The organism is Proteus sp. LHD240705, from assembly GCF_047921555.1.
In the GTDB taxonomy this organism is placed as follows: Bacteria; Pseudomonadota; Gammaproteobacteria; order Enterobacterales; family Enterobacteriaceae; genus Proteus.
In genome coordinates, this window is sequence record NZ_JBLRMI010000001.1 from 680,353 (window position 1) to 702,366 (window position 22,014).

Sequence of the window (22,014 nt, forward strand, 5' to 3'; positions counted from 1 at the left end):
TAATAATTATTGAGCTGATAAATGACAACGACTGAATCACCCTATTCAATCCTAATTGTTGAAGATGAACCCAAACTTGCACAATTGCTCATTGATTATCTGCAAGCATCAGGTTATCAAACACATTGGTTAGCCGATGGCGCGGAAGTCAGCCATTGTGTAAAACAGCAGCACTATGATTTAGTTTTGTTAGATCTTATGTTACCTGTAAAAGATGGCATCACAATTTGTAAAGAGTTGCGCCAATTCTCCGACATTCCCATTATTATGGTCACTGCCAAAACAGAAGAAGTCGATAGATTATTAGGTCTTGAAATTGGTGCTGATGATTATATTTGCAAACCATATAGCCCAAGAGAAGTGGTCGCCAGAGTCAAAACGTTATTGCGTCGTTTTTATCGTCCTCAAGATATTGTTCAGAGCGATAAGTTAGTTGTGATTGATGAACAGGCTTATCAAATCCAATACAATAATAAAATTCTCGATTTAACCACCGCTGAATTTCGCCTATTAAAGGCCTTAGCCACACAACCAGGCAAGATATTAACGCGAGATCAGCTTATGGATCATCTTTATGATGATTACCGCATTGTGACGGATAGAACCATTGATAGTCATATTAAAAACTTACGACGTAAACTTGAGCAACTTAACGATCAAATTGAATTTATTCGCTCAATTTATGGTCAAGGTTATCGTTGGGAAACCCAAGCTTACCGTTTTCGATGATATTTTTTCAGGAATACATTGAACCTCGCTACACTTAAGCGCTAGAATCCACCCCTTTATGATATACCCCTACCCAATGTGTGGGGGGACTGACTTGAAATCAGAACCAGGAAATTAACCATGTTTACACCCGAATTGCTCTCTCCTGCTGGCTCATTAAAAAATATGCGCTATGCATTTGCTTATGGCGCAGACGCCGTTTATGCAGGTCAGCCACGTTATAGCTTACGTGTGCGTAATAATGAGTTTAACCACGAAAACCTTGCTAAAGGTATTCAAGAAGCCCACGAATTAGGTAAGCGCTTCTATGTTGTGGTTAATATCGCACCTCATAATGCTAAATTAAAAACCTTTATCCGTGACTTAAAACCCGTCATTGATATGGGCCCTGATGCGCTGATTATGTCTGATCCGGGTTTGATCATGATGGTACGAGAAGCCTTCCCTGAAATGGATATCCACCTTTCAGTGCAAGCCAATGCCGTTAACTGGGCAACCGTAAAATTTTGGCGTCAAATGGGATTAACTCGCGTGATCCTTTCTCGTGAACTCTCTATTGATGAAATTGCTGAAATTCGTAAGCAAGTTCCTGATATGGAATTAGAAGTTTTCGTTCACGGTGCATTATGTATGGCTTACTCAGGCCGTTGCCTGTTATCTGGTTACATCAATAAGCGTGACCCGAACCAAGGTACATGTACTAATGCTTGCCGTTGGGAATATAAAGTCGAAGAAGGCAAAGAAGACGAGGTTGGTAATATCGTTGAAAAATACACACCAATCCCAGTTAAAAACGTTGAGCCTACTTTAGGTGTTGGCGCGCCAACAGACAAAGTTTACTTAATCGAAGAAGCAAAACGCCCTGGTGAATATATGACTGCGTTCGAAGATGAACACGGTACTTATATCATGAACTCTAAAGACTTACGCGCGATTGAACACGTTGAGCAATTAACTCAAATGGGTGTACATTCGCTGAAAATTGAAGGTCGTACTAAATCCTTCTATTACTGTGCCCGTACTGCACAAATGTATCGTCGTGCAATTGATGATGCAGTTGCCGGTAAACCTTTTGATCCAACGTTGCTAACTACATTAGAAGGCTTAGCACACCGCGGTTATACAGAAGGTTTCTTACGTCGTCATACCCATGATGCGTACCAAACTTATGAATATGGTTATTCTGTCTCTGACACTCAACAATTTGTCGGTGAATTTACAGGTAAACGCGTAAACGGTTTAGCTGAAGTTGATGTTAAAAATAAATTTGTTTTAGGTGATAGCCTAGAATTAATGACACCAACGGGAAATATTCAATTTACGCTAGAAGCGCTGTTTAACAAAAAACAGCAGCCAACGGATGTTGCACCAGGTAATGGTCACATGGTTTATTTATCTGTTCCTGAAGATGTTGATTTAGATTTTGCACTGCTGATCCGCAACCTACAAGGTACAACAACACGTCAACCACATAAAATTGATGCGGTAGAAGTGAAGTAAAGCGTCATAATCTGATTTAAAGTGGTCAATTTCAAATACAGATCACATCAATAATGATTTGTTTACCGTATCATCAGTTCCGAAAAATAAAGAACTAGAATGAATACAGTAAGACTAGGAACCACCTCCTTGGCAAATCCAATCTCCCTTGGATTTGCCTTTTCTTTTTGTCCCCTTCTTATCAATCCCCCTTTTGTATAAAACCACACTCCTTTTTTCGTTATCATTTGTAAAAAACATAGTAATTTTCTCGATATCCATTACCTTTAAAAGAGTGATTCAATTAAAGGAACTCATCAATGAGTAAAATTAGTTTGCTAATCATTAATGGAAAAAGCGCGAATAATAGCGCATTGAGAAAAGCCGTTTGCCAATTACGTGATGAAGGTTTTGATCTCCAAGTGAGAGTGACTTGGGAATCGAGTGATGTGCAACGTTTTGTACAAGAAGCTATTGATATAAATGCTGAAACTGTTATTGCAGCTGGTGGTGACGGTACAATTAATCGTGTTGCATCTGAATTAATTCATCTTTCACCTTCATCTCCTCCCACTCTAGGTATTATTCCATTAGGCACAGCAAATGATTTTGCGATCAGCGCACAAATCCCTCGTGATATGGAAAATGCACTTAATTTAGCCGTTAAAGGTCGCGCTGTACCAATTGATGTTATCGCTGTGAATAAGACTCACTATTTTATCAATATGGCATCAGGCGGCTTTGGAACAAAAATCACAACAGAAACCCCTGAAGCCTTAAAATCAGCATTAGGTGGGGTCGCCTATTTTATTAATGGCCTTTTAAGTATTGACTCTTTAAAAGCGGATCATTGCACAATTGAAGCTGAAAATTTTCACTGGGAAGGTGAATCACTGATTTTAGGTATTGGTAATGGTCGTCAAGCAGGAGGAGGACAACAACTCTGCCCCGAAGCATTAATTAACGACAATAAACTCAATATCACCATTGTTGAAGCACACGAATTACTCCCTTCTCTTTTGAATAGCCTGTTTGATCGTAAAAAAAACGACAAGATTATCGAGCGCGACAGTCGCTGGGTAAACATTAGTGCTTCTCATGAAATGGTATTTAATTTAGATGGAGAACCACTTTTAGGGAATAAATTTGAATTTATTGTGTTACCTGAAGCGATCCACTGCCGGTTACCGCCTCAATGTGACTTGTTATCTTAGTGTAGATAAATGACAATCACTCTCATCTCATCATGAACTGGAGTATGTAATGACTGATATAGTAAGTTTGTTAGGTGCTGATGCAAAATCATTATTAGAACATCGTTGCCAAACCATCCCAAGCGAAAATCTCTACCTGCCAGGTTCTGACTTTGTTGATCGTGTTATGATTGATAACAATCGCCCTAATAGCGTGTTACGTTCAATGCAAACCCTGTTTAATCACGGACGTTTAGCGGGAACGGGCTATCTGTCTATTCTACCTGTTGACCAAGGTGTTGAGCACTCTGCCGCGGCCTCTTTTGCCGCAAACCCACTCTATTTTGATCCAAAAAATATTGTTGAGTTGGCTATTGAAGCGGGTTGTAACTGTGTTGCCTCTACTTATGGTGTTCTTGCTTCTGTTTCTCGTCGTTATGCACACAAAATTCCTTTCCTTGTGAAGTTAAACCACAATGAAACCTTAAGCTACCCAGCGCAATATGACCAAACACTGTATGCCAGTGTAGAACAAGCCTTTGAAATGGGTGCTGTTGCAGTGGGTGCGACCATTTACTTTGGTTCACAAGAAAGCCGTCGCCAAATTGAAGAGATTTCAATGGCCTTTGAACGTGCTCATGAATTAGGTATGGTCACCGTATTGTGGGCCTATTTACGTAACCCTGCATTTAAAAAAGACGGTGTTGATTACCATGCAAGTGCAGACTTAACAGGTCAAGCGAACCATTTAGCCGCTACAATTGGTGCGGATATCGTTAAACAAAAAATGGCTGAAAATAACGGTGGCTTTAAAGCGATTGGTTTTGGTCATACTGATGAACGTGTTTACACCAAACTCACCACTGAAAACCCAATTGATTTAGTTCGTTATCAATTAGCAAACTGCTATATGGGTCGTGCAGGGTTAATTAACTCTGGTGGCGCTTCAGGTAATAATGACCTTGAAGATGCTGTACGCACTGCGGTTATCAATAAACGTGCGGGTGGTATGGGTTTAATTTTAGGTCGTAAAGCCTTCAAAAAATCAATGAAAGATGGCGTTGCGCTAATTAATGCAGTACAAGATGTTTATCTAAATAAATCTGTCACTATTGCTTAAAAAAACAATTCTGCGACACGCTAAAGCCCCTTTTATAGGGGCTTTTTTACATCACCACCAGCGATGAAAATGGTGTACAGGACCAAAACCTTGTCCAACCTCTAAACTGTCGGCATGTTCTAATGCTTGTTGTAAATAGGCTTTTGCTTGTTCAACACAAATTTGCCAGTTAGAAACTTGAGGACGAATAGCGGCCAAAGCGGCTGAAAGTGTGCATCCTGTCCCATGCGTATTTTTTGTATTAACGCGTTTTGAGGTAAATCGCCACTCACCTTCTTGAGTAAACAACCAATCAGGGCTTTCATTTTCGGTTAAATGCCCGCCTTTCATCAACACGGCTTTGCATCCTTGTTTTAGCAATGCATAGCCTTGTTGCTTCATCATTATTTCATCTTGAGCAACTTCACAACCTAGCAGTGCTGCCGCTTCAGGTAAATTAGGCGTGATCAAATCAACCAGAGGCAAAAGCTGAGTAACCATTTTATTAACCGCATCAGGCTGTAATAGAGGATCACCACTTTTTGCAATCATCACGGTATCAAGTACAACAAAAGGGATCGCATATTGCTGAAGTTTGTCGCAAACCACATCAATAATTGAGGCATTAGAGAGCATGCCAATTTTGGCACTATCAATTCGAACATCAGACAAGACAGCATCTAATTGAGCTGCAACAAAATCAGGGGATAAATCATAGACACTACGGACACCACAGGTATTTTGGGCAACCAGTGCCGTCATTACGGTTGTGCCATATACACCCAGTGCGGAAAATGTTTTCAGATCGGCCTGAATACCTGCACCACCACTAGGGTCGGTGCCTGCGATAGACAATGCATTGAATCTCACTGATTAACTCCTCCTTTCACCAGTTACAGAAAAGTCGGACTCTGTTAATCAGCAGAGTTACCTTGACTTCCCTACGCTGGCATTATCCAGATCAGGTTATACGGGTTCATCTCAGCCATAAGGCGCCCCGAGCCAAAGCCTGTAAATTCAGGCGATAAGGAGTATCGCATGCTCAAGATAAAGAAGCTAGTTTGATAGCTCATCTCAATCTATCGATTCTCTATTGTTGAGAGTTGTGATTCAGTAAGATAAATCAGCTAAGGTTGTATATAATAAATACTAAGCCGATGGCTTCTATTGCATGACACATCAATTTAAGGAATATATTTCAGCTATATTTAAATAATAAGAATAAAATAAATTATTTTGTTCGTTTTAACGACAATCGATATATTATCTGCTAGATGAGGTATTTATAATGCATTTCTGGACAATCACACAATGCGGAGGGGCTAAATGAAAAATGAACCATCGCAACAGAATAATGGACAATCAATGCCTTATCTTATTCCTGATGCAGATTTTAATGAAAAGTTGAAACTACCAGCTAAAAATATTGAACATACACTTCAGTTTCTCACTCAAGGTGTAAAAGATGTTGATTTGGAAGGTTTTGACATTCCAATAGGATACCGTTTAGTTAAATCATTACGTAAAGATCAGTACAGGCTTGTCACTACAGACAAAGAAAGTGAAACAGCCTATCTTGTTGAGCTTAGATTCCGACAAGACATAGTTTATGGAAAAACAACATGCACTCAAATAAAAGTGTGGCGTTCCCGTATACCTAAACATCGTAATGCTATAAGAGAATTACCTCGTACTTTTTTCTGTAATCTTTTAAAAGTTCATAATATCGTTGTTACTGATGAAGAACAAACCTCTGATGGTAAAGGTTTTTGGATTGATATGATTTTATGGGCTTTTAGTAAAGGTCATTATATTTATGCCTCAGATGGAACAGAAGAAGATAGACCATTACACTTAATTAACAGTATTGAAGATTTCTACAATAAGTGGGACGCTTTCTGCTGGGGTAAGGATCGTGATACTCATACTCACCGACTCCTTGTTATTAGCCAAGAAAAATTATCTCAATAAATGCTTTCTTCACGTTGAGAGAGTGTAAGCAACAATTCTTTAATTTGCACTCTTTCAACATAGGATTGTCTGTATAAAAAACAGACAACACTCCTGTTGTTAGCGCTTAAACCTAAACGTTTTATAAACCAACCTCTGTTTTTTTCTTTTTTTTATTTAACTCTTCTTATTCGTTACTCTATTATCCGCTGGAAATTAATCTCTTTTTATAACCTAATGTTATTGATATTAAATTTATCTCAATATTTTCATTAAGTCATAAAAATAGCTATTTTATGGAATTTTGCTGTTGAAAATGACCAACCTAAAATTATTTCTCTTTAACCTTATTTATCAGCTATTTATTAGCAATCTAATAAAAACTTAATTTTTCATTAAAAACAATACATTATTATAAAGATAAACAGCATTTAATATCAGACAAAATTACATCCATAAATATAATAAATCTATTTATTTTCTTTATAACCGATTCTTATCCCTTAAGATTTTATTTAAGAAGTAAAGTTTCAGATACCTCTTATCTTAAATACTTGTCGATTAAATAACACTATTAATAATGTTTATTTGTCATCACCAGAATCACTGTTTATGCCGTACTCGGAGTTATATTATGTCATCATCCTATTTTCACCCTAGCGTATTAGCCACAACGCTGTTGTCTCTTGCATTAACAACGTCTGCTTTCGCTTCTGAAAATAATTCCAATACCCATCAGATTATTACGACAGAAAACCAACAAATCACCAGTAATCCATCTCAATCTAATAATGAAGAAAGCTACTGGGGAAAATTCAAACGTAATGTCAATCAAACTTGGGACAATGACCAATATAACTACTATTTGCCTGTATGGACTTGGCATAATCGTTTTACTTACGATAAAGAAAAAACGGATCGCTATAACGAAACACCTTGGGGCTTTGGTATGGGTAAATATCGTTATGACAACGATGGTGATTGGCACTCTCTTTATGCGATGGCATTTATGGACTCAAATAACCGTGTACAGCCTATTATGGGTTATGGTTTTGAGAAAATGTGGTATCCCGGTGATAAAGGCGGGTTTCGTATGGGCGCAGGTTTTACACTAAGTATTACAGCGCGCCATGAATACAACTATATTCCTATGCCACTCCCGTTACCGTTAGTTTCTGTCGGTTACGGACATCTTTCATTACAAGCCACTTATGTGCCTGGTACTTATAACAATGGTAACGTGTTATTTGCTTGGTTACGTTGGCAGTAATTTTTTATTTTTTCCGTTCAGAATAATTGCAAATGATAAAAATAGAACATAAAAAACGCATCTTAATGATGCGTTTTTTATTATCCAAATAAGTCAGTAATATTTAAATATCTTGGCTTACTTGAGTGCTATTAGGTGTTTTCTTCATGCGGGAAATCTTAAATCCAACCCATAAGAACGCAATCCAGAATGGCATTAAAATCACCGAAATATTCACTTGTGGCATAAATAAGATAATCACTAAAATCATGCATAAGAAAGCCAGGCAGATATAGTTACCATATGGATACCAAAGTGCTTTAAAGAAAGGCTCTACACCCTCTTTTGTTTTTGCCGCTCTGAATTTTAAATTCGCTAAACAGATCATGATCCAGTTAAGTACTAACGTGGTTACAACCAACGCCATTAATAGTTCTAGTGCCTGATCAGGTAATAAATAGTTAACTAAGATACCTAATGAAGTCGCAATTGCTGACAATAGTAACGACACTACCGGTACACCACGTTTATTAATGCGAGAAAGCGCATGTGGCGCATTACCTTGTTTTGCCAAACCATAAAGCATACGACTATTAGAATAAACACCACTGTTATAAACAGACAGTGCAGCAGTTAATACCACGGCATTTAAAATATTCGCGATTAAGAAATTATCCAAGTTATGGAAAATCAGAACAAATGGGCTTTCACCTTTTACAACTTGAGTCCAAGGATAAAGTGAAAGTAACACTAACAATGAACCGATATAGAAAATTAAAATACGATAAACAACTTGGTTAGTCGCTTTTGGGATGCTCACTTTTGGGTTTTCAGCTTCAGCCGCAGTGATCCCCACCAGCTCAAGTCCACCAAAAGAGAACATCACAATGGCTAATGCAGACATGAACCCCGTAAAACCATGAGGGAAAAAGCCTAGCTCCCATAAATTGCTAACCGAAGCTTGAGGGCCACCATTACCACTTGCCAGTAAGTAACTCCCAAATAAAATCATACCAACAATCGCTAATACTTTAATAATGGCAAACCAGAACTCTGTTTCACCATACATCTTAACGTTGATCAAATTGATTAAGTTGATTGCCACAAAGAAGATAGCAACAGAAACCCAAACAGGAATATCAGGTAACCAATAGTTAATGTATTTACCTGCTGCTGTTAATTCTGCCATACCGACAAGAATAAACATCACCCAATAGTTCCAGCCAGATAAGAAGCCAGCAAATGGGCTCCAATATTTATTAGCAAAGTGACTAAACGAACCCGCAACTGGCTCTTCGGCAACCATTTCGCCTAATTGGCGCATGATCATAAACGCAATAAAACCACCAATAGCATATCCTAATATTACTGATGGGCCTGTCATATTAATAGTTTGCGCTATACCAAGAAACAGACCAGCGCCGACAGCACCACCCAGCGCAATTAGCTGGATATGTCGATTTTTCAGACCGCGCTTAAGTTCTGTCTGTTGCGACTCTCTCGCCATACATCCTCTTCTCTTTATTATTTTATCAACTTAACGTGTAAACTAATATTTACGATTTTGTTTATTTCAAGCCACCATTAAAACACTATTCTGACTTGAATAACAAATACATTTTATGCTAGGCGAAAAATAATAAGAAAAGCTATCTTTTAGTGATGCTTAGAGGGGAATAATGTGGTAAGGCGACAAAGACCTTGTTGGAAATCCTCTCCTCGATCGCAAAAATTATCTAAAGCCACAAGATAGAGGCCAAAGGTAATGACTAATGCAATAATTAAGCTAATAATTATTTTCTTTGCGTTCAATTTAAAATCCTTTAAATACATTTTGTTAGTATGACTTATCACATTATAAGCATTCGCTTAAATACGATAACAAGACAGGGAGTTGTTGTTATAAAATTCGCAATCAATTATCTCTATGAGTAAATTTAGCATAACTTTCATTATGAAAGGTAAACGCTTCCTCGACAGACTTCAGATAATTTGCATTATTTCGCTCTAAACTGTATGTAAAATGACCTTATATTATTTAAGTACACATTTTGCCAACGATTAGAGATAGCTATCCATTAATATGGATTTCTCTGTCTGCTATTTTTTGTATAAGATTAGGGAGTTAATTTTGATTTTTACCTTAACTTCATTGATAGAATGGAACTGTAATGCCACAAGATAATCATCTCGCATTGGTTTGCGCCCTAAGTAAATGGATTGAGGAGCATTTAGGCCGTGTTATCCATCTTGAAGAATTGGCGGCTTATTCTGGGTATTCTCTTTGGCACATGCAGAAAATCTTTAAAGAAGTCACGGGCACCTCTTTAGGAAAGTATATCCGTCAGCGTAGATTAGCTGGTGCTATTCACTTATTACGTACCAGTGAGCGCTCTATCTTCGATATCGCCCTTGATTTCGGCTTTGGTTCACAATCTCACTTTACTTATATGTTCCGTAAAGAGTATGGCATCACGCCTTTCGACTTTCGGCAAAATCAAGAGATCGTTTTAGAAACCAAACAGCCTTTACATTTACAATCACCTTGTTGTAATTAACCCTTCCATTTATGTGGCATTATACAGATAGCCTTTAATGTCACATAAATAATACTCAAGCTATGTGATGATAGACCGCTTCGCCCTTCCTTTATCATAATTGCTTTTATTTAATATGGGGATGCTAATGAGTATTAAGCTTATCGCGATTGATTTAGATGGAACCTTGCTTAACAAACAACACGAAATTACGCCAGAAGTAAAACAAGCAGTTCAGCGAGCAAAAGAGGCGGGAGTTAAGATCGTATTAGCTTCAGGACGCTCCTTCAATGGCATCTATCCCTATTTAAAAATACTCGGTCTTGATACCTCTGATTGTTACTGCATCAGCAATAATGGTAGCCAAATCCATCAAGCAGATAATGGTGAAGTGATTATTCAAGATCTGCTCAATTTTGAAGATTATCTCTATTTTGAAAACCTTGCTCGTGAGATTGGCGTCCATTTTCACGTTATCAGCGATAATAAGATTTATACTACCAACAGTCATATTAGCCATTTCACCTGCCAAGAAGCCTTTTTATCTTGGACTCCGCTTTATTATCGTCCACTGAATGAAATGCAAACTGATATGTATTTTAGTAAGTTTATGATTGTTGATGCACCTGCCGTTTTGGATAATGCTATTCAATATCTTCCTACTAATATTTATGAACAATACAGCATATTACGTAGTGCCCCTTATTTTATTGAAGTATTAAATACCAATGTCAATAAAGGGAGTGCGGTTAAAAAAGTTGCTGAACATTTGAAAATCACACCAGAAAAAATCATGTGTATTGGTGATCAAGGTAATGATTTGGCAATGCTAAAATATGCGGGTTTAGGTGTTGCGATGGGAAATGCGCCTGAAGAAGTGAAGAAAGTCGCTAAATTCGTCACACTTTCTAATGAAGAGCACGGTGTTGCAGTAGCTATCGATAAATTTATTTAAACACGATCTTTTTTGTGTTTTATCGCGAATGTCTACAAAATTATATAGCAATTGTGATCCTCAGCAGAGGATCACACTGCTTTTCGACCAAAAACATAGCCTTTTATTATTCTATAATTACTGTTAAATGAGCGTTAAATCTGCCTTTCTTCTTACATATCCTTCAGAATTTGTTACTATCAATTCACTTTTCGTTATTCAAACTGCATTTTCACAACATATTAAGCTGTTAATTAGGCTAGATATAGAATAACAAATATAAATCATTAATATATTTTCTTCACAGACAGGTAGTTTTAGTTATGCTTTCTACAAAAGACATGCTCGTTCTTGGGATGATGGTTTTCGCACTCTTCCTTGGCGCTGGCAATATTATTTTCCCTCCTATGGCGGGTTTCCAATCAGGAAGCCTCTGGTTTAGTACATCTTTAGGTTTCCTGGTTACAGGTGTCTTACTCCCTTTTCTTACCTTGGTTATCGTCGCAATTCGTGGACGTGGAGAGCGCCTTTCTGTTGATTTGCCTTCATGGGTGGCTGTGATTTTCTGGGTAGCACTGTATCTTATCGTAGGTTCTACTTTTGCGATGCCTCGTGTCACCAATACTGCTTATGAAATGGGTTTCTTACCTTTAGGGCTTATTGAGAAAAATACGGCAACACACCTTACTTTCGCACTTGTTTTCAATATCACAAGTATGTTTTTCATGCTCAAACAAGGCACAATGATAAGCGCCATTGGTAAGTTTATGACACCAGCACTGTTAATTCTGCTGGTGGTTGTGGGCATTGCTGTTGTGGCTAAACCGATTTCCCCAATTGGTGAACCAACAGGCCTTTATGCGGTAAATGGCTTCTTCTCTGGTTTTATTGATGGTTACCAAACCATGGATGTCCTCTCTGCTATGGCATTTGGTGGTATCGTTGCTCGTGCTTTATATACCAAAGGCATTACTGAACCACGCCAGATCGGTTTTATTACCATAAAAGCAGGCATGATTTCAGTCTTACTATTAGCAGCACTTTATCTGTGCCTTTTCTACTTAGGTGCAACAAGCCACTCTGTTTCTGTTTTTGCTGATCCAGCACTCAATGCTACTAACGGTGGCCAGATTTTCTCACGTTATGTTGATGCGTTATTTGGCTCTGTGGGTACTTGGTTGATGGGAGGTATTGTTTTATTAGCCAGTATGACAACACTTGTCGGTGTAACAAGTGCTGCGGCAGACTACTTTGCGACATTCCATCACCGTTTAGGCTATCGCTTTTGGGTTGTGGTATTTACATTAATGACCACCGTCGTATCAACGTTTGGTCTTGATACACTATTACGAGTGACTATTCCTGCATTATTAATGATTTATCCAACATCAGTCACATTGGTATTACTGCAATTTATTCGTAATAAATTAAAAGCGCCTCGCTTTACCTATCGCTTTACAATTGCAATCATTGTTTTGATGAGCCTTTTCGATACGTTGAAACAATTGAAATGGTTAAATGCTGATTTACTGCAATTATTTAGCTATATCCCACTGTCTGATTATGGCTTAGGTTGGGTATTACCAGGTGCGATTGCATTTGTGATCTCGCTGGTTGTTAGCTTAAATTTTAAAGAAGAAAATCTTCCAATAGAAAATACAGCGAAATAACCAGCATATATCACCTAATTTGTAATGCTGATTATAAGTTGATAAAAAAAGCGTCTTCCAAATTTTATATTGGAGACGCTTTTTGCTTTTCTATTACCTGCATTTTTACTATCTATTCAGTACAGCTTATCACAGGAAACTTTAAGTTCGGTATTTCTCAATCAATGCCTTTAAAATCGCCTCTGATTGAGCATCAGGAATACCATCTGCTTTGCTCGACCTAAAATGCATTTGAAAAGCCTTCACTACTTTTTGTGCATTATTATCTAACACACCATTCGTTGGTGTTTGATAACCATATTGCTGTAATAACTTTTGGAAGTTCGCAACATCAACAGGCTCTGAAGGATCTCTACCTGCTAAATAAGTTTTCACTAATTGCTTATCAGGCCAAGCACCTATACCTTGACTGGCTAATCTTTCCCAAGGAAATAAAGGACCCGGATCAACTTTTCTGAGAGGTGCAATATCACTGTGACCCAAAACGTTTTGAGGTTCGATATCATAACGGTCAATAATATCTTTCATTACCGCTGAAATCGTCACGATTTGATCCGCTGTATAAGAATACCAATACCTAAACTTGCCATTATCACGGTAACCCAGATTGACTATCTCGATCCCAATAGAGCAATTATTTAAGCTAGTTGCGTCTCCCCACTGACTAATGCCCGCATGCCATGCAATTTGCCTTTCATCCACTAATGAAGTAATCACTGGCTTTCCATCAATAGATGAAGGATGTGTAGGGATCAAATAGTGACTACTGACTCGCCCCCCAGTAAGAACCTTAAGCGAGCGTTCATCATCTAGCGCGGTATAGTGCATCACCAGATATTTTACGCAGTCATTTGCTTCCTGCTTATTAGGAATAACTTTAACTATATATTCACCTCTATCAATAAATACTGGTTGTTTGGCACAACTGGTTAGGAGGCTTATTGCAATAAGTAATCCTATATAATACCGACTAGACCTCATTTCTGATCCTTGATTGATTATTCCCAAAGTTAAATTGTAATAAAAAAACCCATATTAAAGAATATGGGTTCTGCGTTTTGACTCTTTTTTATTAGTGCTTTAGTTATTGCTCACTTTTTCACATCGAACTAAAGGTTCATCAGGAACAATATTCTCGTCCCAAATTCCTTCCTCAATGTCATCTTGTAACTCTGGATATTGGCGAATATCAAATGTCGGCAGTAAACCTGCTTGTCGTTGCTGGTTATAATCTTTAACTAATTTTAAGGCGACACCAGAAAGCAAGATAATTGCAATTAAATTAGTCATTGCCATTAATCCCATTGAGAGATCGGCCATTTTCCAAACAAGAGGCATATCCGCTAAAGCGCCAAACATCACCATAGCTAAAACCGCTGAACGTAAAAGAAATAGCCCTGTTGTGTGATTACGTCCAAGGAAAATCATATTACTCTCAGCATAAGCATAATTGGCAATAATGGAGGTAAAAGCAAAGAAGAAAATTGCAATTGCAATAAAAGTACTTCCCCAACCACCCACACTAGATGACAAGGCTAATTGTGTTAATTGAATACCGTTAATACCTTCAGGGTAACTGTCTAGTACACCTGATGATAAAATGATCACCGCAGTGGCACTACAAATAACCAAGGTATCCATGAAAACACCTAGCATTTGAATATAGCCTTGAGATGCGGGATGCGGTGGATAAGGTGTTGCTGAAGCAGCCGCATTCGGTGCAGAACCCATACCAGCTTCATTAGAAAAGAGACCGCGTTGAATACCTTGTGTCATCGCTTGGCTAATACCGTAAGCAATGGCACCAGCAGCCGCTTCTTGTAATCCAAAAGCACTTTTAAAAATTAAAATGAAAACTTCGGGTAAGCGTTCAATATGATCTGCAACAACCCAAAATGCTAATAATAAATAAGCTGTTGCCATGACAGGAACAACTAATTCAGCAACACGAGCAATCCAACGCAGGCCACCAAAAATAATAAATCCACTGGTGAGTACTAAAAAGATCCCCACATAGAGTGGATCAAAATTAAAGGCAGAAGCTGTAGCTTGAGCAATCGAATTCGCTTGAACAGCATTAAAAACTAAGCCAAAAGCGATAATTAAGAAAATGGCGAAGAGAACCCCCATCCAGCGCATTTTCAGTCCTTTTGTCATATAATAAGCAGGACCACCACGGTAGTTACCATCATCATCTTTTGTTTTATAAAGTTGTGCGAGTGTACTTTCTATTAATGATGTCGCCATACCAATTAAAGCGACTACCCACATCCAAAAAATAGCGCCAGGGCCGCCCGCAGTTAAAGCAATCGCGACTCCCGTCAAGTTTCCAGTACCTACACGCGCAGCTAGACTGGTGCATAATGCCTGAAAGGAAGAAATCCCTGATTTATCTGACTTATGGCTATTTTTTAAAATAGAGAACATATGACTAAAATGTCGGATTTGTATAAATCCAGTACGGATAGTAAAGTAAATACCTACTCCAAGAAGTAAGTAGATAAGAACATATCCCCATAAAATGTTATTCGCAAAGTTTATTAGCCCTGTCAAATCAATCCCCTTATGTAATAACGTATATAACCTATCCTTACATCGCTATTGAAATAAAAAAGTAAGCAGATATCGTGTAATTGAGTCAATTACTGATCCGAATCCGTCTTAAAGTAATATCAAAAATTACTGTGTGAAAAGCGAACTAAATGTAACACAATATTGCGTGATATGTATATTTTTTGTTTATTTTTTTACATGTTATTATTTTAATTTAATTATATCGTTAACTAAAATGAACAATATTTAAAAGATAAAAAACCATACATATCATTAGGATAAATAATTATTTCTTTATTTTATTAACTCAGAAAAGTAAAGTAAATACTTTAGTCATTAAGTTAATCAGTCATTTTAGAAAAAAGAACAAACAGATTAAAAAAACATCAATTAATAATCTTTTCTATTTATCTAAAATAAGATTTAAATGAACTATTAAAGTGTTTAATTAAGATTTTCTTTAATGTCAGATTTAAAATTTCAGTAATTAACATTTAAGAAATAAAGATTTTTATAACAATTAACAATAAATATTTTATATTGTCATGTCAATAAAATGCTTTAATATTAATAATATATTAAAATAAGATAAAAATAAACTTTACATCTTTATTTTATCATACTTTCCTAATGCATTAATTCTAGCATGGTTTGTTATCTTTCATTTTTAATGAATATTGTTGATTGCTTTCTCTTCTCTTTTTTATTCACTAGCTATTCATTAATAACCTTATTCTTTTTTGAACATTAATTAAAGTTTAATAACCTTTATTTAATATTAATAAAAAAATGTAGAATCACGTAAGTTTACCTATTAACCATTTGGTTAATTTTATTTATACTATGTTTTTCCCTGGTGTTGTATTAATTTTCGCCCTGTTTCCCCAACAGGGCATTTTTTTATCTCAATATTTCAGTGCCTTATCATAACTCATTGTCAAATAATACAAAATAAAAACACATGAAATATCTCATTAATAAATTAACATTATTTACCTATTTTTAATGCAAAATCCATCACTCTTTTCATTGATCTAAATCAAATTAAACATTCATATTATTTACTCTTTTCAGAGATAAACTGCTTTTTTCTCTATTTTAAAATCTATTTAATAAGGATTAAAAATGCTCATTTTATCATTAGCCTTATTTGAATTACTCATAAAGTGGTATAACAATTCAAGAAGGATAAACTTTTATTGTTATATTTAATGACCTTGATTAAAAATCGACCCAAATAAAGCACATCATTTTTACTACACATTAATGACTAATATCTTTATTTACTTGCATTAATAAGCACGCTCTTTTACCTTACTTATATTGTTATAGAGGGAAAGATAATGAGTTATAACCTTTCAGAATTAACACAAGAAGAAAAAGATAAGCTAAATATAAGCTTAGCCGCTTCAGGCGTTGCTTTTAAAGAGCGCTATAACATGCCCGTTGTAGCAGATGCTGTTTTAAGAGAACAGCCTCAAGCTTTTCAAGCCTTCTTTCAAGAAAGGCTGGTATTTTATCGTGCAAGAAGCCAACACTATTCTCGTTTACCTTATGACCCACCGGTAAAAAAATAGTCAAACACTCTCCGTTATTTTGATAATGGTAAAAAAAAGAGATAAACCTTGGTTTATCTCTTTTTCTTTCAATCGATTAACTACAACTCACTATCACCTATCTATTATTTAGGGGAAACATAAGTAATAGTATTGTCATCACAATTGACTTGAACATTGTAACGAAGATCTGTTCTCGCCCCTCTTACATTCAATACCATCTGATAGTTATTATCCATCTTGATAACTTCATTAGCATTAATACTTGCAACAGGTTTTGATCCTAATGCATTTTTATCATCTTGCCAGCGAGGTAAACGATTTTGTAAATAATCATTTTTTACTCTTGTAACAAGTTGATTGTTATCTAAATTAACACAACTCGAAAATGGTGCAGAGCGCACAATATCTTTATTCACATTTTCGATATTTTCTGCAAATGCTCCAAAAGAAACGGCAAGTAAAAGACCTGCTCCAAGTATCCCTGTTTGACTCACAAGCTTGCTTAATTTCATATAACCTCCCGAAAATATCCCTTAAAACAGGATGTGTTTTCATTAAGCATAGCATATGGTTAATAACACAATTGTGACATTTGTTAAAAAATTGTTTTATTCATTTTCATCATCAAATACAATAGAAACAGATTCACGGGTCGCGTGTTTCTCTCTTAACTCTTGAGCTACTAGTTGGATAGCCTCTCCACTGCTCATTCCCTCAGCCATAAGAGATTGGATTTTTTCTACCGCTTTTTGTTGCTCTTCATGTGTTAATGTAGGCATTCCTAGAAACATAATGTTACTCTTATCTTTATTAACGTCTATTTTGTATTTACATGAATGTAATCTTTTTGATTACAATTTATTGTGCAAATAATACAACACACTTTGTTTACATGGTCATAAGATGGATATGCAATTACAACAACGCGAACTAACTTATACCCCTGATCTAGCATTGCGGGTATTTTCTCCTATTGCGTCATTGCCTTGGTCTAGTTTACTTCATTCTGGCTTTGCCGAACATCCTCATAATCGTTTTGATATTGTTGTCTCCGATCCTGCTGTGACTTTAGAAACTCGCAAACAAACGACAACGATTAAAGAAAAAAACGGTACGGTCAAACGTTCCAAAAAAGATCCCTTCACTCTCATTCAATCTGCGTTGGACCAATTCGATTTTCACCCAGAACAAAGTGATTCATTGCCTTTTTTGGGTGGCGCTTTAGGTATCTGGAGTTATGACTTAGGTCGTCGTTTTGAAAATCTACCTGAAATAGCGAAAAATGAACTTAGTTTCGCAGATATGGCAATTGGTATTTATGATTGGGCACTTATTGTCGATCACGACTTAAAAAAAGCCACTTTAATTAGCTATCACAATATTGATGAGCGCTTACAGTGGTTAGAAAGCCAAACTTCCACTGCTCTTGATTCACAATTCACCTTAACAACAGATTGGCAATCAAACATTAGTAGTGATGAATATAACGAGAAAATTGCTAAAATTCATCAATACTTACTTTCGGGTGACTGCTATCAAGTTAATTTAGCTCAACGTTTTTGTGCAAGCTATACAGGCAGTGAGTGGAACGCATTCTTAACATTGAATCAAGCTAATAAGGCACCTTTTTCTTCGTTTATGTGTTTGCCAAATAACTTTGTGATTAGTGTTTCACCTGAACGTTTTATTCATTTAGTTGATAATAAAATTGAAACACGTCCTATAAAAGGCACACTACCTCGTAAAGCATCGCCAAAAGAAGATGATGAACAAGCTCAATTATTAGCAAATTCACGTAAAGATCGCGCTGAAAACTTAATGATTGTAGATTTGATGCGTAATGATATTGGCAAAGTTGCAGTAACAGGTTCTGTTAAGGTTCCTGAATTGTTTGTTGTCGAGCGTTTCCCTGCAGTACACCATTTAGTCAGTACCATCACCGCAGCACTTCCTGAGCATTTAAAAGCAACGGATCTATTAAGAGCAGCTTTCCCTGGTGGTTCAATTACCGGAGCGCCGAAGATCAGAGCTATGGAGATCATTGAAGAATTAGAGCCTCATCGTCGCCATGGATATTGTGGTGCAATTGGTTATATCAGTTTTTGTGGCACAATGGACACCAATATCAGCATTCGCACTTTATTAACTGAAAAAAATAAAATTTACTGTTGGGCAGGCGGTGGTATTGTTGCTGATAGCGTTGCTGAAAAAGAGTACCAAGAAACATTCGATAAACTTGGGCAAATATTAACTGTTTTAAGTGAGTCTACTATCGATGACACCCATTGATACTTTTATCAATCGTTTTCAACTCACATTACCTGATGACAAGGTAAATCAGCCTCTTCATGCCCAAAAATCGGCAGCCGTCTTGCTGCCGATTATCAATAAACCTAACCCAACATTATTATTAACTGAGCGTGCATCAACGTTACGCTCTCATGCAGGGCAAGTCGCTTTACCCGGCGGTAAACGCGATCCTGAAGATAGCAACCTTATTGCAACAGCTCTAAGGGAGGCGCATGAAGAAGTGGCTATTCCACCCCATGCCGTATCCGTTATTGGTCAATTAGCCCCTTTGCAAAGTTCTAGCGGATATTTAGTTACCCCTATTGTGGGTGTTATTCCTGCGGGTTTACCTTTACGCCATAACCCTGCTGAAGTCGCCTCTATCTTTGAAATGCCACTAAGCCATGTACTTAATGCCCAACATTATCAACCACTAGATTTTCATCGTGCTGGTGAAAATCATCGTATCTACTTTTATCCCTATAATGGACATCTCGTCTGGGGATTAACCGCCGCTATTTTACATAGACTCGCTTTACATATTACTTAACACGCTATTTTATATTCAGCTTGTGCTTTTTATCATCGCCTTCACAACTCTACTTAGCTATTTTAAAAAAATGTTGTAAACTACATCATTAACGGGACGATATAATCGTAAAAACGATCCCTTTACTATAAATAACTATATTTCATTCTTTTTAACCCTCTCTCTTATTATTAAGGAGTCTGACGTGATTAGCGTTTTCGACATGTTTAAAGTGGGCATCGGACCATCTAGCTCTCACACCGTAGGGCCAATGAAAGCGGGTAAAGAATTTGTCGATGATTTAGTCAGCCAGGAATTGATTGCGTCTGTCACTCGCGTAGCTGTTGATGTTTACGGCTCCTTGTCTTTGACAGGCAAAGGTCACCATACTGATATCGCAATTATTATGGGGTTAGCAGGTAATGCACCAGCTACTGTCGATATTGACAGCATTCCCGGTTTTATTCGTGAAGTTGAAGAAACTGGCAAGCTATCATTAGCAAACGGCTTAAAAGTGGTCGATTTCCCAGCAGAAAGTATGCATTTTAGCAATGACAACCTGTCATTACATGAAAATGGTATGACAATCCATGCTTTTGCTGGCGACAAAGAAGTCTATAGAAAAACGTACTACTCTATTGGTGGTGGTTTTATCGTTGATGAAGAAAACTTCGGTAAATCAACATTAAACAGCAAGCCTGTTTCATACCCTTATGCTAGCGCAGAAGAGCTATTAAAACACTGTAAAGAAACGGGTTTATCCATTTCCAGCTTAATGATGAAAAATGAGCTGGATCTGCATACTCAAGCAGAAATTAATGCTTATTTCGCTGATGTTTATAAAACAATGCAAGAGTGTATTGAACACGGTTTAAATACAGAAGGCGTATTACCAGGGCCATTACGTGTACCTCGTCGTGCTGCTGCATTAAATCGCTTATTGACATCAAGCAACAGCCTGTCAAACGATCCAATGAAAGTCGTTGATCTGATCAATATGTTTGCACTGGCGGTTAATGAAGAAAACGCAGCAGGTGGACGCGTTGTAACAGCACCAACAAATGGCGCATGTGGTATCGTTCCTGCTGTATTGGCTTACTACGATCGTTGCATCGAACCTGTTACACAAGAAATCTACTTACGCTATTTCTTAGCATCTGGTGCAATTGGTATTCTTTACAAAATGAATGCTTCTATTTCTGGTGCAGAAGTAGGTTGCCAAGGCGAAGTTGGCGTAGCTTGTTCAATGGCAGCTGCGGGTCTTGCTGAATTATTAGGCGGAAGTCCAGAACAAGTCTGTATCGCTGCTGAAATCGGTATGGAACACAACCTTGGTTTAACTTGTGACCCTGTTGCAGGCCAAGTTCAAGTTCCTTGTATTGAACGTAATGCCATTGCTTCTGTTAAAGCCGTTAATGCCGCGCGTATGGCAATTCGTCGTACCAGTGAACCTCGTGTTTCTCTCGATAAAGTCATTGAAACTATGTATGAAACGGGTAAAGACATGAATGCTAAATACCGCGAAACATCGCGCGGTGGTCTTGCAATCAAAGTACAGTGTGACTAATTAATACTATTTAGACGAAAAGCCATTCATTTTGAATGGCTTTTTTATTTCAGCTACTTTATTTTTAATCATCGCTTAACCCTTAGATAACTAAAGAAAATAATTATTAAATATACATTTGAAATTAAGCAATCTATCTTTTTATAATTTAAAACTTTTTATTTTTATATATTAAATTCCAGCACTAAATATACTTATTAAATATAGGCTCATTTAATATTCATTTAATATTCATTTAATTTTGTAGGAAATAGAGCTTATAATTTTTAGGTGTACTCATTTCTATAAAATATTAATTTCTTATTATAAAAATAATTAAAACCCATTATTTATTATATGGTTAATAATTCATCATGTTGGATTTTATCATTTTTTTAACATTTAAAGATCGTTTAAAATATATTTAAAGCAATCTGATTTAATAATGATAATTATTATCAATATCATCTTTGAAATATAATAAATAATATGTTGCCTTTCGAAAATAATATGTTATCTTCTGCACCAAGTCATTGGGGAGTAGCCTGTCTTAAAATAAGAATAATTATTTTAAGAAATCTGTATCAACATACTCGCTTATTTTCATCTAGCGTGGTGCAGATGCCGTAATACGGTTGGCAAGACCATAGACACATAATTGTACTTCTTTGGTTGGGGGTCAATTGTGTGTATATGGA

20 protein-coding genes and 2 riboswitches are annotated in these 22,014 nt (G+C 36.8%); of the genes, 13 read left to right on the forward strand and 7 right to left on the reverse strand.

The genetic code is table 11. The features are described 5' to 3' along the window. Positions 1 to 21: 21 nt before the first annotated feature. The 4 genes from baeR (at position 22) to fbaB (ending at position 4,521) form a co-directional block, all read left to right on the forward strand. Positions 22 to 729, forward strand: a complete 708-nt coding sequence (baeR, locus tag ACNART_RS03165) for a two-component system response regulator BaeR (protein ID WP_198621022.1) — start codon at positions 22 to 24, stop codon at positions 727 to 729. A gap of 120 nt (positions 730 to 849) precedes the next feature. Further along, on the forward strand, positions 850 to 2,229 hold the full coding sequence (gene yegQ, locus ACNART_RS03170; RefSeq protein WP_109374219.1) for a tRNA 5-hydroxyuridine modification protein YegQ: 1,380 nt from the start codon (positions 850 to 852) through the stop codon (positions 2,227 to 2,229). Between the two features lie 299 nt (positions 2,230 to 2,528). Next, positions 2,529 to 3,422 (forward strand): lipid kinase YegS, encoded by an 894-nt coding sequence (yegS, locus tag ACNART_RS03175; protein ID WP_349443326.1) that lies wholly within the window; start codon positions 2,529 to 2,531, stop codon positions 3,420 to 3,422. A 49-nt stretch (positions 3,423 to 3,471) separates the two neighbouring features. Beyond that, positions 3,472 to 4,521, forward strand: a complete 1,050-nt coding sequence (fbaB, locus tag ACNART_RS03180; protein ID WP_006533078.1) for a class I fructose-bisphosphate aldolase — start codon at positions 3,472 to 3,474, stop codon at positions 4,519 to 4,521. Positions 4,522 to 4,572: 51 nt separating this feature from the next. Here fbaB and thiD read toward each other — a convergent pair whose 3' ends face one another. Continuing rightward, positions 4,573 to 5,370 carry a bifunctional hydroxymethylpyrimidine kinase/phosphomethylpyrimidine kinase gene (gene thiD / locus ACNART_RS03185; protein WP_109374217.1) on the reverse strand — a complete coding sequence of 266 codons (798 nt, stop codon included), beginning with the start codon at positions 5,368 to 5,370 and terminating at the stop codon, positions 4,573 to 4,575. A gap of 51 nt (positions 5,371 to 5,421) precedes the next feature. After that, positions 5,422 to 5,510, reverse strand: a riboswitch (TPP riboswitch). Between the two features lie 316 nt (positions 5,511 to 5,826). On the opposite strand from thiD, the gene ACNART_RS03190 reads away from it, so the two are divergent. Then, positions 5,827 to 6,471: a hypothetical protein gene (locus ACNART_RS03190; RefSeq protein WP_196573928.1), complete on the forward strand. Its 645-nt coding sequence runs from the start codon at positions 5,827 to 5,829 to the stop codon at positions 6,469 to 6,471. Between the two features lie 613 nt (positions 6,472 to 7,084). After that, on the forward strand, positions 7,085 to 7,720 hold the full coding sequence (gene pagP / locus ACNART_RS03195) for a lipid IV(A) palmitoyltransferase PagP (protein ID WP_368926566.1): 636 nt from the start codon (positions 7,085 to 7,087) through the stop codon (positions 7,718 to 7,720). 103 nt (positions 7,721 to 7,823) lie between these two features. Here the strand turns inward: pagP and ACNART_RS03200 are convergent, their stop codons facing one another. Both ACNART_RS03200 and mgrB read right to left on the reverse strand, forming a co-directional pair. Beyond that, a complete protein-coding gene (locus tag ACNART_RS03200) occupies positions 7,824 to 9,206 on the reverse strand; it encodes an amino acid permease (RefSeq protein WP_109374214.1) in 1,383 nt (460 codons plus the stop codon). A gap of 149 nt (positions 9,207 to 9,355) precedes the next feature. After that, complete coding sequence (mgrB, locus tag ACNART_RS03205) at positions 9,356 to 9,532, reverse strand: PhoP/PhoQ regulator MgrB (RefSeq protein ID WP_368926904.1); 177 nt, start codon at positions 9,530 to 9,532, stop codon at positions 9,356 to 9,358. A gap of 338 nt (positions 9,533 to 9,870) precedes the next feature. On the opposite strand from mgrB, the gene ACNART_RS03210 reads away from it, so the two are divergent. The 3 genes from ACNART_RS03210 (at position 9,871) to brnQ (ending at position 12,840) form a co-directional block, all read left to right on the forward strand. Beyond that, complete coding sequence (locus tag ACNART_RS03210; RefSeq protein ID WP_368926564.1) at positions 9,871 to 10,257, forward strand: helix-turn-helix domain-containing protein; 387 nt, start codon at positions 9,871 to 9,873, stop codon at positions 10,255 to 10,257. Between the two features lie 127 nt (positions 10,258 to 10,384). Next, positions 10,385 to 11,191: a sugar-phosphatase gene (gene yidA / locus ACNART_RS03215; protein WP_198621017.1), complete on the forward strand. Its 807-nt coding sequence runs from the start codon at positions 10,385 to 10,387 to the stop codon at positions 11,189 to 11,191. Positions 11,192 to 11,493: 302 nt separating this feature from the next. Then, complete coding sequence (gene brnQ, locus ACNART_RS03220; protein WP_198621016.1) at positions 11,494 to 12,840, forward strand: branched-chain amino acid transport system II carrier protein; 1,347 nt, start codon at positions 11,494 to 11,496, stop codon at positions 12,838 to 12,840. Positions 12,841 to 12,981: 141 nt separating this feature from the next. On the opposite strand, the gene ACNART_RS03225 is transcribed toward brnQ, so the two are convergent. Next, complete coding sequence (locus ACNART_RS03225; protein ID WP_198621015.1) at positions 12,982 to 13,821, reverse strand: N-acetylmuramoyl-L-alanine amidase; 840 nt, start codon at positions 13,819 to 13,821, stop codon at positions 12,982 to 12,984. A gap of 99 nt (positions 13,822 to 13,920) precedes the next feature. Beyond that, on the reverse strand, positions 13,921 to 15,393 hold the full coding sequence (locus tag ACNART_RS03230; protein ID WP_198625734.1) for an alanine/glycine:cation symporter family protein: 1,473 nt from the start codon (positions 15,391 to 15,393) through the stop codon (positions 13,921 to 13,923). Positions 15,394 to 16,736: 1,343 nt separating this feature from the next. Between ACNART_RS03230 and ACNART_RS03235 the strand changes: the two genes are divergently transcribed. After that, complete coding sequence (locus ACNART_RS03235; RefSeq protein WP_100160381.1) at positions 16,737 to 16,970, forward strand: DNA polymerase III subunit theta; 234 nt, start codon at positions 16,737 to 16,739, stop codon at positions 16,968 to 16,970. 104 nt (positions 16,971 to 17,074) lie between these two features. On the opposite strand, the gene yebF is transcribed toward ACNART_RS03235, so the two are convergent. Both yebF and ACNART_RS03245 read right to left on the reverse strand, forming a co-directional pair. Continuing rightward, positions 17,075 to 17,464 (reverse strand): protein YebF, encoded by a 390-nt coding sequence (gene yebF / locus ACNART_RS03240; protein WP_198621013.1) that lies wholly within the window; start codon positions 17,462 to 17,464, stop codon positions 17,075 to 17,077. Between the two features lie 96 nt (positions 17,465 to 17,560). Beyond that, positions 17,561 to 17,743 (reverse strand): YoaH family protein, encoded by a 183-nt coding sequence (locus ACNART_RS03245; protein WP_109374208.1) that lies wholly within the window; start codon positions 17,741 to 17,743, stop codon positions 17,561 to 17,563. 112 nt (positions 17,744 to 17,855) lie between these two features. Between ACNART_RS03245 and pabB the strand changes: the two genes are divergently transcribed. The 3 genes from pabB (at position 17,856) to ACNART_RS03260 (ending at position 21,337) form a co-directional block, all read left to right on the forward strand. Then, positions 17,856 to 19,241, forward strand: coding sequence for an aminodeoxychorismate synthase component 1 (gene pabB, locus ACNART_RS03250; protein ID WP_198621012.1), 1,386 nt, complete (start codon positions 17,856 to 17,858; stop codon positions 19,239 to 19,241). Then, on the forward strand, positions 19,228 to 19,791 hold the full coding sequence (locus ACNART_RS03255) for a CoA pyrophosphatase (protein WP_109374206.1): 564 nt from the start codon (positions 19,228 to 19,230) through the stop codon (positions 19,789 to 19,791). The genes pabB and ACNART_RS03255 overlap by 14 nt, the downstream gene beginning before the upstream one ends. A gap of 184 nt (positions 19,792 to 19,975) precedes the next feature. Continuing rightward, on the forward strand, positions 19,976 to 21,337 hold the full coding sequence (locus ACNART_RS03260) for an L-serine ammonia-lyase (protein ID WP_160230451.1): 1,362 nt from the start codon (positions 19,976 to 19,978) through the stop codon (positions 21,335 to 21,337). Between the two features lie 502 nt (positions 21,338 to 21,839). After that, a riboswitch (yybP-ykoY riboswitch) is annotated at positions 21,840 to 21,952 on the forward strand. Positions 21,953 to 22,014 lie beyond the last annotated feature (62 nt).